The organism is Hoeflea sp. AS16 (assembly GCF_038900095.1).
GTDB lineage: Bacteria > Pseudomonadota > Alphaproteobacteria > Rhizobiales > Rhizobiaceae > Hoeflea.
Genome location: NZ_JBBMQQ010000001.1, coordinates 257363 through 270714, shown reverse-complemented (window position 1 = coordinate 270714; position 13352 = coordinate 257363). Strand labels below are relative to the sequence as shown.

Here is a 13352-nt window from a genome sequence, read left to right as displayed (position 1 = left end):
ACCGGCTTAGGGCTTTTTCCCCTTGCCCAGAAGCTGCTGGTGCATCTCTTCGGCATTCTCCAGCGGGTTCTCCGGAACCGAGAACACCTGTCCGGGCTTGATCCGGTCCGGGTCCTGGATCTGCGACCGGTTGGCGACATAAATGGTGGTGTAGCGAACACCTTCGCCATAGGTGCGGCGGGAAATCTGCCACAGCGTATCGCCGCGCCGGATGATCACGGCACCGGGCGTAGAGGCAAGCGGCGCCTGCAGGATGGTCTTGGGATCGCCGGGCTCGTCCGAACGGGCAACCAGTTCTTCCACCCCGGCCACAGCGACCCCGGCCATGTCCGCCGGCTCTGCGAGCGCGGTTTCAGCCTGGCTGACAAGCTGGTCAAGCTTGCCCAGATCGCCAGTCGCCATGTCATCGCTGATCGAGGCGGCACTGCCGCTGGCAGGCGGGCCATCCGGCATCAGCACCGCAAGCGCTGCTTCCGCCTGGATCCGCATCGATTGTGCTATGGCCAGTGCTTCCTTGCTGCTGCCCTCCGGCAGATCAGCCATGGTTGCGGCCTTTAGCTTTGTCACTGCTTTTTCGAGAGCAGCGGCAACCGTTGCGGGTTCCGCAGGTTCGGATGCAGCTACCAGCTTTTTCACCTCTGACAACGCTTCGAATGCATCTTCACGCATTTTCGAGAGGCTGGCGATATCGGGCTGAACCAACTTCGCGGGAGCCGCCGCAGCAGCCGATTGCGTACCGGCGGAAGTCTCGGTGCCCGGTGCCGCTGCGATATCGGCGGTCTCCGCCGGGGCCACGGCTGCCAGCGCCTCGCCTTCCGGCCGGTTGAACGGCACGGTTGCCCGCAGCAGGATGTTTTTACCGGCCTTGTCCATCAGGTCGGCATTGATGATGTGATCGCCGACAGACAGCGGGCTGGTCGCTTCAACGATGAAGCGCCCGGTCTCGTCTGCCTTGTCGGAGCCAATGACAACGCCATCGGCAGCAACCTGGACCTCGAACCCCGGTGTCGCCGAGCCGGCGATGAAAATCCGGTCGCCTTCGATCTCGACCGCGTCGACGCGCACGCTGGCATCCACCGGAATTGCTTCTGCAGCGCCTTCAGGCGCAACCATTGCGACCTCCGCAGCCGGTGCGGTTTCGGAAGATGAAGCACTGCCGGATGCGTTCGCCGCGTCGTCCTGCCCCTCGATCTTTGGTGCAGAAGTCGTCAGTTGCGATGCGGCTTCGGGAAGTGCAGGCGTTTCGAGCGCCGATGATGAATTTCCGGCAGCGGCCATCTCGGTTGCGCTTTCCGTCACAGCATCCGTGTCGGTTCCACCATTGGCCAATTCCGCAGCGGGCGCCCCGCCACCGGTATCCCTTCCGGCAGCAGCCGGCTGATCTGGCAGCTTGGCATCATCCGAGGCAGCAGTCGCTGCGGCCACTTCGACGGCTTCCCCGGTTGCCGGCGCTGCCGGTTGCGCAATGATCCGGCTCGCCTTGCCCGGCTTGCTGACCATCGCCAGCAATTCGCCGTCGGCATTCTCGGGGATCGAAACCGTGGCCACTTCTTCCGACTGGCGCACCGTGCCGTCCTTGCCGACAATCCGCAAAGTCAGCTGGTAATCGCCCGCCGGCAAGGGATTGTCGAGGATAACGGCAAAGTCACCGCTCGACCCGACCGTGGATGAGGCAATAACCGTCTCTCCATTCATGATGTCCAGCGCGGTGCCGGGTTCGGCCTTGCCCGCGATCACCGTGGAGCCGTCGGGCTCAACCCTGAGAACATCGAAACTTGGCGTAATCCAGCTGTCGGCAGCAACTGCTGGATCCGGCGCGGCATCAGTGGCCGATTCGGCCTGCGCTGCATCGGCAGGCAGCCCCTGCGCCTCGCCCGCCGTTGCCGCGTCCGGCGCCTGTGCCGTGGCATCGACCAGGTTGGTCTGTTGGGTCGGTTCGGAATCTGATTCCGGATTTGTTTTGAACAAGTTAGGTGCTAAAAAGAATGCGCCGATGACAATCGCGGCCACCACGCCGAGAAACGCCCAGAAACCGGCATTATTTTTATTCATTGTCTGCTCCGTGGATACGGCAAAAAGCGCTGCTATCGGCCAAAAACCTATATGCTTTGGATACATGGCACAAGAAAAAGCAATTTGCGTCGATTGCCCGGTCTTGACCGCATCAACCGGCGCATGTTCATTGGCCGCATGACCACACCTCAAACGCGAATTACCTCGATCTGCGTCTATTGCGGATCCCAGCCGGGCAATGATCCGGCATACCGCCAGGCTGCCCGGACCCTGGGCAAGACCATGGCCGAGAACGGAATCGACCTCGTCTACGGCGGCGGCACAAAAGGCCTCATGGGCGCGGTTGCCGACGCGGTATTGTCGAACGGCGGCAAGGCGATCGGCATCATCCCCGAATTCCTGATGGACAAGGAAGCCTCCGAGCAGGACCTCGGGCAGCTGACCGAACTGCACATCACCCGGGACATGCATGAGCGCAAGCACATGATGTTTGAACGCTCAGACGCCTTCGTGACGCTGCCTGGTGGCATCGGCACGCTTGAGGAAATCATCGAGATCATGACCTGGGCCCAGCTCGGCCGCCATACCAAGCCGATGGTGTTTGCCAATATCGGCGGCTTCTGGGACCCTCTCAGCGCCTTGATCGGACACATGAGCAGTCAGGGCTTCATCCACACAGCACATCTGGTCCGCCCGCTTGTGATCGACCGCGCCGAAGACATCGTGCCGGCCATCCAGTCGGCAACAACGGCTTCCGACAACGGCGAAGACCCCGCGGTTATCGCGAAATTGTAACACGCTCCGGGCACCGCTTCATCCGGCCTGACCACCAGGCAGGACACCGCGCAGCTTTGCGGGCCCGGTGTTGCAGCGCTTGCGCTGACGCGCCGTGCGCCACAAGCAGGGTGGCGACGCGAAAAATTGTGCCTGCGCACAGATTTTCTGCCGCGCTTAACAAATCAGCAACAACTACAAGTAAATACTGGGATCAACGTGTACTGTCCTGCATTTTTGGCAGCAAATCAAACATACACGGGACCGGTCATCAGGAACGGTTGACTAAAACATGCTTTGCTAAATTTTGTATTAGCAATTTTTATTATACATTTTGAGTAGTTGACCAGTTCATGTCGAGTATTATGACAAACAGCGCGGCGATGGCCGCACTCTCCACCCTGCGCTCAATCAGCAGCGATATGGAAACGGCACAGAACCGGATTTCCTCCGGCTACCGGGTCGAAAGCGCTGCAGACAATTCAGCCTACTGGTCGATTGCGACCACGATGCGCTCGGACAGCAAGGCACTGGAAACGGTCACCGATGCATTGGGTCTCGGTGCAGCGATGGTGGACGTGACCTATACCGCGATGGACTCGTCGATCGAGCTGGTGGACCAGATCAAGGCCAAGATGATCGCCGCCCTGGAGCCGGGCGTTGACAAGAACAAGATCCAGCTGGACATTGATCAGCTGCAGGAACAGATCGTTTCAATCGCCAAATCAGCTTCGTTCGCCGGTGAGAACTGGCTCTATCACGAAGTCGGGCAGAACACTCCAGCGGTGAAATCGATCGTCGGATCATTCAACCGTGATGCCTCGGGCACCATCACGCTGACCACTCTCGATATCGATACCGAGTATTCATCGCTCATCAAGCTGGGCTTCGGCGGGCCGGTCGTCCCCAAGGGCAACGGGATGCTCTCGGTTGTCAAAACCAACATCAATTATATCAATTCTGCGGGCCAGACCGTGGTTGGCACCGCGGCTGGCGGTGTCTTCGATTTCGATCTGACCGGCATGACCACCGATGAGTTGCTGCTGCAGGTGCAGGCAACGGAAGATGTCTCCGTTGAATTGGCAGATGCCACCTCGACCATGGGTGCATTGAAGTCCCGCATCGACATGCAGGAAAAATTCGTCCGCAACCTCATCGATTCGATAAACACCGGTGTCGGCAGGTTGGTGGACGCTGACATGAACGAGGAATCGACCCGGCTCAAGGCCCTGCAAACCCAGCAGCAACTGGGCATTCAGGCTCTCACGATCGCAAACACGAGCTCGAACAACCTTCTGTCGCTGTTCAACTAGGCAACCGATCAGCGCCGGACCAAGGCGGCTCCAGCCTTTCCCCGGCTGCTATCCCGTCAGCCCGATGCCGAAGCTGCCGCCGCCGCGGCCGCGGCTTGCCGCGCCTTGCGGCTGCGCAACAGCGATGACGTGTAGATTGCCAATGCAATCCAGATCATCACGAATGCCGCCAGCTTGTAGAGGCCAAATGGCTCCTTGAAGATGAAAACCGCGATGATGAAGATGATCGTCGGGGCGATGTATTGCATGATCCCGATGGTCGACAACCGCAGCAGTTTGGCACCATTGGCGTAAATCATCAGCGGCACCGCCGTCACCACGCCACAGCCCAGCAACAGCAGCACGTCGCCCATGCCCGTATCACCGAAATGCCCCGTGCCGTTGACTTCGGTATAGGCGATGTAGCCCAGCGCAGGCACCGTCAGCACCAGCACTTCGAGAAAGAAGCCCTGGTTGGGGCCAACCGGCAGCGACTTCTTGAAGAACGCGTAAAACCCCCAGGACAAGGCCAGCCCGACCGATACCCAGGGCACACCGCCCGATTCCCATGCCAGCAGCGCAACCGCGATTGCCGCCAGCGCAATCGCGGTCTTCTGGCGTCCATCGAGTCTTTCCTTCAGCAGAAGTGATCCGAGAAAGATCGAAAACAGCGGATTGATGTAATAGCCAAGCGCGGTTTCGACCGCCCTGCCCGCGCCGATCGACCAGACATAGATGCTCCAGTTGATCGTGATCAGCGCAGCCGTGATCAGCGCCATCCCCATGGTCCGCGGCGATTTGAACGCGGCACGGATGTCCTGCGTCCGGCCAAGCCAGATCAGCACAATCGCCGCAATCGGCACCGACCAGATCACCCGGTGCGCCACCACTTCCAACGCCGGGATATGCGCCACCGCCTTCATGTAGAACGGCAGGAAACCCCACAGCAGATAGGCAGCCAGCGCAAAGGCGAAGCCGCGCGGCGTGTCTTCATCATAGGGCGCCGGTGCCGTTTTCGTCGCCATGGTCAGTCCCATTCTCTTGCAGGTTGCGTGGCTCGACGCTTATGGCAATCGGCATGAATGAGCAAATTCATTCCGCTGAACAATGCCTGCTCCGGATCAGCGTCACGAGGTTCGCCGAAACCGCCTATTCAGCAGCCACCCTGCCCGCCATGTCGCGGTTCTTCATCAGTTTGAACACGATGGAATCCATCAGCGCCTGGAACGAGGCATCGATGATGTTGTCGGACACGCCCACGGTCCACCAGCGACCGCCCTCGCCATCGGACGATTCAATCAGCACCCGGGTGATCGCCTCGGTGCCGCCATTGAGGATGCGCACCTTGTAATCGACCAGTTCCAGATCGGTGATTTCCGACTGGTAGACGCCCAGATCCTTGCGCAGCGCGATGTCGAGCGCGTTGACCGGACCATGACCTTCGGCGACCGACATCATCTCGACGCCGTCGACCACCAGCTTGACCACGGCTTCCGAAACCGTGGTGATCTGCCCCATCGCATTGAACCTGCGTTCGACCATCACCCGGAAACTGGTGACCGAGAAAAACTCCGGCACCCGGCCCAGCGTGCGGTGCGCCAGCAACTCGAAGCTCGCATCAGCACCTTCATAGGCATAGCCGGTGGCTTCGCGTTCCTTGACCAGGCTGATCAGCTTGTCGAGCTTCGGATCATCCTTGCTGACATCGATGCCGCGCTGCTTGAGCGCGTTGATGAAGTTCGATTTCCCGCCCTGGTCGGAAACCATCACCTTGCGGAAATTGCCCACGCTTTCCGGCGGCACATGCTCGTAGGTGCGCGGGTCCTTCAGCAATGCCGAAGCATGGATGCCGGCCTTGGTGGCAAAGGCGGAAGCACCGACATAGGGCGACTGCGTGGCCGGCGACCGGTTGAGCAATTCGTCAAACCCATGGCTGAGAGGCGTCAACCGCTGCAGCTTGTCTTCGGTGATGCCGGTTTGAAAACGCTCCGCATAGACCGGCTTCAGCGCCAGCGTGGCAATCAGCGTGATCAGGTTGGCATTGCCGCAGCGCTCGCCGACACCATTGAGCGTTCCCTGCACCTGGCGCACACCGGCTTCCACTGCGGCAAGCGAATTGGCCACAGCCTGCCCGGTGTCATTGTGTGCATGAATGCCAAGACGGTCGCCGGGAATGCCCTCGGCAATCATCGCACTTACGATCTCGGTGATTTCGGAAGGCTGGGCACCGCCATTGGTGTCGCACAGCACGATCCAGCGCGCACCGGCCTTGTAGGCCGCCATGGCGCAGGCCACGGCATAGTCCCGATTGGCCTTGTAGCCATCGAAGAAATGCTCGCAATCGACCATCGCTTCCTTGCCGGCATCAGCCACGGCCTGCACCGATTCCGAGATCGACTGAAGGTTCTCCTCATTGGTGCAGCCGAGCGCCACCTTCACATGGTAGTCCCAGCTCTTGGCGACCAGACAGACCGCATCGCCTGCCGCCTGGATGAGGCCGGCCAGCCCCGGATCATTCGATGCGGAAACGCCGGCCCGCTTGGTCATGCCGAAGGCAACGAACGAGGCCTTTTCTGTGCGCTTCTTGGCAAAGAATGCCGTGTCTGTCGGGTTGGCGCCCGGATAACCACCCTCGACATAATCAATGCCGAACTCGTCCAACATCCTGGCGATGGCGATCTTGTCCTCGACGGAAAAATCGATGCCCGGCGTCTGCTGGCCGTCTCTCAGCGTGGTGTCGAACAGGTAGATGCGTTGCTTGTCACTCATGTGTCTGCCTTGCCCGCGAACCGGTCGGTCGCGCGGATCAGTTGGTCAAGAATTCCCGGTTCGGAAAATGCGTGGCCTGCGCCCTCGATCAGGTGGAAGCCGGCGCGTGGCCAGGCCTTGTGCAGCTGCCATGCGATGCGCGCCGGGCATGGCATGTCGTAGCGGCCATGCACGATGACGCCGTCGATGTCGGCGAGCTTGTGGGCATCGCGCAGCAATTGCCCTTCTTCCAGCCAGCCGGCATGCACGAAGAAGTGGTTTTCGATCCGGGCAAAAGCCAGCGCGAACTGGTCCTCGTGGAACTTGTCGCTGGTCGAGGGTTCAGGAAGCAGCGTGATGGTCTCGCCTTCCCAGCCGCTCCATGCCCTCGCCGCGGCGATCTGCTCGGCCGGGTCGTCGCCCACCAGCCGCTTGCGATAGGCCATCATCAGGTTGCCGCGTTCGGCCTCCGGGATCGGCGCCAGGAACCGCTCCCATTTGTCCGGGAACATCTCCGAGACGCCGAACTGATAATACCAGTCGAGCTCCGCCTTGGTCAGCGTGTAGATGCCGCGCAGCACCAGTTCGCTCACCCGTTGCGGATGGGTCTCTGCATAGGCCAGCGCCAGCGTCGAGCCCCAGGAGCCGCCGAAAACCAGCCATTGCTCGAACCCTGCCATCTCGCGCAAGCGCTCAATATCGGCAACCAGATCCCAGGTGGTATTGTTGTCAAGCGAGGCAAATGGCGTCGAGCGGCCGCAACCGCGCTGGTCAAACAGGATCACGTCGTAAAGCACGGGGTCAAACAGCCGCCTATGCACCGGACCAAAGCCACCGCCCGGCCCGCCATGCAGAAACACCGCCGGCTTGGCGCCCCTGGTGCCGATCCGCTCCCAGTAGACCCGATGCCCGTCGCCGGTATCGAGAAACCCGGTCTCGAACGGTTCGATCTCCGGATACAGTCCACGCAACTCACTCATGCTCTCAACTCCAATTGACCCAGACGACGACCGCGACTGTGACCACGGCCACCAGTACGCCCTTGCCGATCAGGCCGTAAAGCAACCATTTCGGCATTTCAGTTCCCGGCTTGCGCTCGCTCATGCTTTCCGCTCCGGCCAGGTTTTCGTGTCATGGTCGGGATGCTGGTGGGAGACAATCCGGGCGTTCCACTGGTTGTTCTCCGCCTCTCTATCCGGCGATGCATCCGGAATTGCATCAAGCCGCATGATGACCTCGTGACGATCGGCGATGTTGGCGTGATAGGCGATGTACACCACCGATGGATCATCAAGCGAGCCGACCGCAACCTCGAACACATCATCGGTCTCCAGCGTCAGCGGGCTGCCGCAATCCCTGCAGAAGCCGCGATTTGACAGGTTCGACGAGGCGAACACCGCGCGCGCTCCGCGGGTCCATTCAAATCCCTCGACTTCAACCAGCGGTGCAAAGTAATTGCCAAACGCCTTCTGGCACATCCGGCAATGACAAATGGACGCCTTGCCAAGAGTGCTGAACCGGTAACGCACCGCCCCGCACTGGCAGCCGCCGGAATGGGTATCGATGCTCATGACGTGCACCACAGTTCGGTGTCGTGATCCGGGTGCTGATGATTGGTCGAAGCAATGCTCTCAATGCCGCCGGGCAGATCATCACGGTCGACATTCTTGCCCGGCAAACTGCCGAGTGCCGCGTGAAACGGCATGCGTGTTTCAATCCCGTCCTGCGACACCGGCGGAAACGCCGCCGGATCATCGAGACTGCCAAGCGTCACCGCCATGCCGTCCGATTGCAGCGTGTCGAAAAACAGCGGCGTGCCGCAATCGCGGCAAAACCCGCGCCGCACCGGATCGGAGGACTGAAACCAGCCCGGCTCGCCCCGGGTGATGGTGAGCATCTTGCCCGGCGCAAACCCGAGCGGCATGAAATAATTGCCCGCCGCCTTCTGGCACATGCGGCAGTGGCACAGATGCGGATACTCGAGCGCGCCCTCGACGCGGTACCGGATGGCACCGCACTGGCAGCCGCCGGTGTGGATGGAAGTTTGCACTTGCCGCTCACTCATCGAGATACCTGCTGATGGCTTTTTCGATTTCCAGGAAAACATGATCTTCGGCATCGGTCAGGTCTGAATTGTCAAACCTGAGGACAGTGTAGCCCTGATCCTTCATCCAGGCATCACGCACCTGGTCATGGGCACGGCCTTGATCTGTTTCATGACTGTCCCCGTCCACCTCGATGACAAGCTTCTTCGACAGCCATGCAAAATCAGCAATATACGGTCCAATCGGCGTTTCGCGTCTGAACCGCGCACCGCGTGGCCGGAAATCACGCAGCAGATTCCACATCTTCGCCTCGGCCTTTGTCAACTCCGTGCGGAGCGTTCGGGCTCTCTCGCGTGTCGTGGGCGTGATGTTGGAATGGGGCATGCTCATGCTCCCCGCGATGCCGCATTGATAGTTAGGAAAGGCCCCTCCCCAACCCCTCCCCACAAGGGGGAGGGGCTAGAACGATCAGCCATCCTGCCTGACCACGACGCTCTTGAACAAGACATGATCTCTGAAAGACCCAAACGACCGCGCTGCCATTTCAGGCCGAACTCATCCGTTGCCCCTTCGGCAAATACCGTCTGGCCAGTAGGCAGGGTGGTGCCGCACGAAGCCCCTCCCCCTTGTGGGGAGGGGTTGGGGAGGGGTCTGTTGCCAAGCCGCAAGCTCACCGCTTCACTTCCCAGGTTGTCACCCGCTCACCGGTTTCCGGATCCTTGCCGTCCTTGAGTTGAATGCCCTGCTCAAGCAATTCATCACGGATCTTGTCAGCCTCGGTCCAGTTTTTGGCTTTGATAAACTCAAGGCGCTGTTCAATGCGCGGCCTAATCGTCGGATCAAGCTTGTCGAAAACAACTTTTGCAATCTCGTTGTCTGGTTTTCTCCCAAGCTGAACAAAACCAAGATGATAAAGAGTACTCTTAAGCCAATCCCGTGCCTGCGCGTCACCATTCGAAGCCGCTTTGCTCATCTGGTCCAAGTAGACTTTAAGCGCTGAAAAGTTGAGATCGTCTGACAAGATGTCAACGGCACGTTGATCCATTCTATGCTGAAGCGATGCACCGTCAGAAGCTTCCGCCCATTTCCAAAGTGCAGCCTCCGCCTCCTCCAGCCGCTTCACGCTGAAATCGATCGGCTCGCGGTAATGCGTCATCAGCATCGCCAGCCGCAGCACTTCGCCCGGCCATTTGCGGCCGCCGAATTTTTCCGTCTCCAAGAGCTCGGCGATGGTGACGAAATTGCCGTCGGATTTCGACATCTTCTTGCCTTCGACCTGCAGGAAGCCGTTGTGCATCCAGAGATTGGCCATCCGCTTGTTGCCATGGGCGCAGCAGGATTGGGCGATCTCGTTCTCGTGGTGCGGGAAGATCAGGTCCAGCCCGCCGCCGTGAATGTCGAAGGTCTCGCCCAGATGATATTCGCTCATCACCGAGCATTCGATGTGCCAGCCGGGGCGCCCGTGGATGGTGACGGTCTCGCCGGTTTCAGTAAAGGTCGCGTCCCAGCCCGGCTCGTCGCTCGCGGATTCCTTCCACAGCACGAAATCCGCCGGGTTGCGCTTGTGATCTTCCACCGCAATCCGGGCGCCGGCCTGCTGGTCCTCGAGCTTGCGGTTCGACAGCTTGCCGTAATCCGGCATCGAACTGACCGAGAACAGCACTTCGCGGCCTTCCCTGCCTGATGCCACATAGGCGTTGCCCTTGGCAATCAGCGTCTGGATCATCCCGATCATGCCATCGATATGGGCGGTGGCGCGCGGTTCAAACGTCGGCGGCAGGCAGCCGAGGGCTGCGACATCCTTGTGGTAGCGGTCAGCCGTCTTCTCGGTCACCTTGGCGATCGCCTCGTTCAGCGGCAGATCGGGATAATCGCGCAAGGCCCGGGCGTTGATCTTGTCGTCGACATCGGTGAGGTTGCGCACATAGGTGACGTGATCATCGCCGTAGACATGGCGCAGCAGCCGGAACAGAACGTCGAAGACAATCGCCGGGCGGGCATTGCCGATATGGGCGTAATCATAGACCGTCGGGCCGCAGACATACATCCGCACATTTTTCGGATCGATCGGCTTAAACTCTTCCTTGACCCGCGTCAGCGTGTTCCAGAATTTGAGTTCGGTCATGGTAACTCCCCGATGCCGGCGCCCGGCCCGGGTCGTTTGTCCTGTATGGTGAGAAGACGAAAACGGCCGAGCCAGCGAAGCGCTAGCGAATAATGATGCCGCAAATGCAGGTGGCGCGTGCGCCGTGTGCCGTTTTCATGCTGGTCTTATCCCCGATTGCATCCGCCCGGTCAAGATGCGCAGGAACGGCTTTCAGCCGGTAAAAAACCGCACCAGCAGCGACACCGACAGTGCCGCCATGACAAAAGCAATCAACCCGTCGAGCACCCGCCAGGCAGAGGGTTTCAAAAACAGCGGCTCCAGCACCCGCGCACCATAACCAAGTCCGAAGAACCAGATGAACGAGGCTGACATCGCGCCGATGGCGAATGCCAGTCGCGCCGAGCCCTCGTAACGCCCGCTGAGCCCGCCGACCAAGAGCACCGTGTCGAGATAGACATGCGGATTGAGGAAGGTGAAGGCGAGACAGGTCAGCACCGCAGCCTTGAGCGATCCCGGACCGGATTTGGCCGCCTCAAGCCCCGACGGAGAGATCGCTCGCTTCAGCGCCAGAAACGCATAAACCGCCAGAAACGCCGCACCGCCAAGCGTAACCACGGCGATCAGGATTTTCGAGCCTGAAATGATCGCGCCAAGTCCGGCGACACCCAGCCCGATCAGTACCGCATCCGAAAGCGCACAGATCAGGCACAGGATGAAGACATGCTGACGCAGCAACCCCTGCCGCAGGATGAAGGCGTTTTGCGCGCCAATGGCGATGATCAGCGAGCCGCCGAGCAGCAGGCCGGAGAGAGCGGGAGCAAAGAGAGGTGTCATCGGATCAGAACAACTTCAATTGGTCAGAGGCAGCAGGCGACGCTTTGGCTTTGCGAACCGGTTTGGCTGGTTCGGGAGGTGTCGTATCACCGGGGGCGGGTTCTTGCACCTCGGGGCCGCTGTTGGCAACCTTGTTGACCAGGTCGGAAACACGGATGGCCTCGAAATAGTCCTCCGGCGCCGGCGCCATCAGGTCGCTGACATGGCGCGGTTCCTGATTGAGGCAATCAAGCCAGCGGGAGAAATCCTCTGGCCTGATCACCACCGGCATACGGTCATGCACCCGCGCAATCATCTGGTTGGCAGCAGTGGTCAGCACCGCGGCGGTGTCGATCTCCGCCCCGTCGGCGCTCATATAGGTTTCCATCAGCCCGCCAAAGGCCACGATGCCACCCTGTTTGGGCTTGATCCAGTAGGGAACGGACTTCTCTTTCGAGCCCTTGTCCGGCCGATGCCACTCGTAAAACCCGGAAGCCGCGATCAGCACCCGGCGGTGCCGCATGGCGGCGCGGAACGAGGCCTTTTCGGCCGCCGTTTCAGACCGCGCATTGATCAACAGCGGAAACTCGGCCGGATCCTTGACCCAGCCGGGCAAAAAGCCCCAGCGGGCCAAGAGCGCCCGGCGGTCGGTGCGGTTGTCACCCTCGGCACGGCGGCGGTCACCGGCAATGATCATGATCGGCTGCGTCGGCGCAATATTGTAGCGCGGCGGGAAATCCTCGATCTCCTCGAGACCGAACAGTTCCTGCACCTCTTCCGGCGTTGCTGTCAGCGAAAAACGTCCACACATGCCCAATCCATGGCGCAGGACGGGGGCACGGTCAAGCAATGACCCGCCGCATTACACCGGCTTGGTGTCGGAGACGATCCGCCCGTCTTCCAGCGTGATGATACGGTCTGCCAGTTCGAGAATGCGGTTGTCGTGGGTGACCATCACCGTTGTCGTGCCGCGCTGCTCGCCCAACCGCTTGAGCATGGCCACCACATTGCGCCCGCTCTCCTTGTCGAGCGCTGCGGTCGGCTCGTCGGCAAAGACGATGTCGGGATTGCCGACGAGCGCCCGTGCCACCGCCACACGCTGCTTCTGACCGCCCGAGAGATTGCCCGGCAGATAGTCCATGCGGTCACCAAGCCCCACAAGCGACAAGGCATGACGTGCGGCCTGCTGCTCAAGCTTCGGGTCGTTCAAATGGTGAACCTGAACCCCCATCTGCACGTTCTGCATCGCGGTCAGACTGCCATGCAGATTGTGAGCCTGAAAAATGAAACCAAGCCGCCGCCGGAGTGCTTCATTGAGCGCGTTGCCCGCGCCCAACAGCTCATGGCCGAGCAGGGTAATCGAGCCTTCCTGCACATCGCGCAGACAGCCCATCAGAGTCAGCACCGTGGTCTTGCCAGACCCGGAGGGGCCCATCAGTATCGTCAGGCTTCCACGCACGACGTTGAGATTAACATCGAAAATCGCCTGTTTGCGGGCTTCTCCGGTGCCGAACCAGTGGTTCAGGCCCCGCACAATGATTGGATAATCCTGGTTCATCG

The 13352-nt window shown here is 60.4% G+C and carries 13 protein-coding genes; 2 read left to right on the top strand and 11 right to left on the bottom strand.

Going from position 1 to position 13352, the window contains the following annotated elements:
• Positions 1–6 precede the first annotated feature (6 nt).
• Positions 7–2052 (bottom strand): Ig-like domain-containing protein, encoded by a 2046-nt coding sequence (locus WNY80_RS01275; RefSeq protein WP_342885525.1) that lies wholly within the window; start codon positions 2050–2052, stop codon positions 7–9.
• Positions 2053–2190: 138 nt separating this feature from the next.
• On the opposite strand from WNY80_RS01275, the gene WNY80_RS01270 reads away from it, so the two are divergent.
• Entirely contained in the window at positions 2191–2808 is a 618-nt protein-coding gene (locus WNY80_RS01270) for a TIGR00730 family Rossman fold protein (RefSeq protein WP_342886282.1), read from the top strand.
• 332 nt (positions 2809–3140) lie between these two features.
• A complete protein-coding gene (locus tag WNY80_RS01265) occupies positions 3141–4100 on the top strand; it encodes a flagellin (RefSeq protein ID WP_342885524.1) in 960 nt (319 codons plus the stop codon).
• A gap of 56 nt (positions 4101–4156) precedes the next feature.
• Here the strand turns inward: WNY80_RS01265 and rarD are convergent, their stop codons facing one another.
• The 10 genes from rarD to WNY80_RS01215 all read right to left on the bottom strand — a co-directional run bounded on the left by rarD (position 4157) and on the right by WNY80_RS01215 (position 13350).
• Positions 4157–5104: an EamA family transporter RarD gene (rarD, locus tag WNY80_RS01260; RefSeq protein WP_342885523.1), complete on the bottom strand. Its 948-nt coding sequence runs from the start codon at positions 5102–5104 to the stop codon at positions 4157–4159.
• 124 nt (positions 5105–5228) lie between these two features.
• Positions 5229–6848, bottom strand: coding sequence for a citramalate synthase (cimA, locus tag WNY80_RS01255; RefSeq protein ID WP_342885522.1), 1620 nt, complete (start codon positions 6846–6848; stop codon positions 5229–5231).
• On the bottom strand, positions 6845–7807 hold the full coding sequence (gene pip, locus WNY80_RS01250; protein WP_342885521.1) for a prolyl aminopeptidase: 963 nt from the start codon (positions 7805–7807) through the stop codon (positions 6845–6847). The genes cimA and pip overlap by 4 nt, the downstream gene beginning before the upstream one ends.
• Before the next feature lie 120 nt (positions 7808–7927).
• Entirely contained in the window at positions 7928–8398 is a 471-nt protein-coding gene (locus WNY80_RS01245; RefSeq protein WP_342885520.1) for a GFA family protein, read from the bottom strand.
• Entirely contained in the window at positions 8395–8877 is a 483-nt protein-coding gene (locus tag WNY80_RS01240; protein WP_342885519.1) for a GFA family protein, read from the bottom strand. Before WNY80_RS01240 ends, WNY80_RS01245 begins: the two co-directional genes overlap by 4 nt.
• 7 nt (positions 8878–8884) lie before the next feature.
• Positions 8885–9256: an endonuclease domain-containing protein gene (locus WNY80_RS01235; RefSeq protein WP_342885518.1), complete on the bottom strand. Its 372-nt coding sequence runs from the start codon at positions 9254–9256 to the stop codon at positions 8885–8887.
• A gap of 286 nt (positions 9257–9542) precedes the next feature.
• Positions 9543–10997 (bottom strand): cysteine--tRNA ligase, encoded by a 1455-nt coding sequence (gene cysS / locus WNY80_RS01230; protein WP_342885517.1) that lies wholly within the window; start codon positions 10995–10997, stop codon positions 9543–9545.
• Positions 10998–11189: 192 nt separating this feature from the next.
• Complete coding sequence (locus WNY80_RS01225) at positions 11190–11813, bottom strand: LysE/ArgO family amino acid transporter (protein WP_342885516.1); 624 nt, start codon at positions 11811–11813, stop codon at positions 11190–11192.
• A 4-nt stretch (positions 11814–11817) separates the two neighbouring features.
• Positions 11818–12603 (bottom strand): SOS response-associated peptidase, encoded by a 786-nt coding sequence (locus WNY80_RS01220; protein ID WP_342885515.1) that lies wholly within the window; start codon positions 12601–12603, stop codon positions 11818–11820.
• 51 nt (positions 12604–12654) lie between these two features.
• The gene (locus WNY80_RS01215) at positions 12655–13350 is read right to left on the bottom strand and encodes an ATP-binding cassette domain-containing protein (protein ID WP_342885514.1); all 696 of its coding nucleotides are present in this window, start codon (positions 13348–13350) and stop codon (positions 12655–12657) included.
• Between the last annotated feature and the right edge of the window lie 2 nt (positions 13351–13352).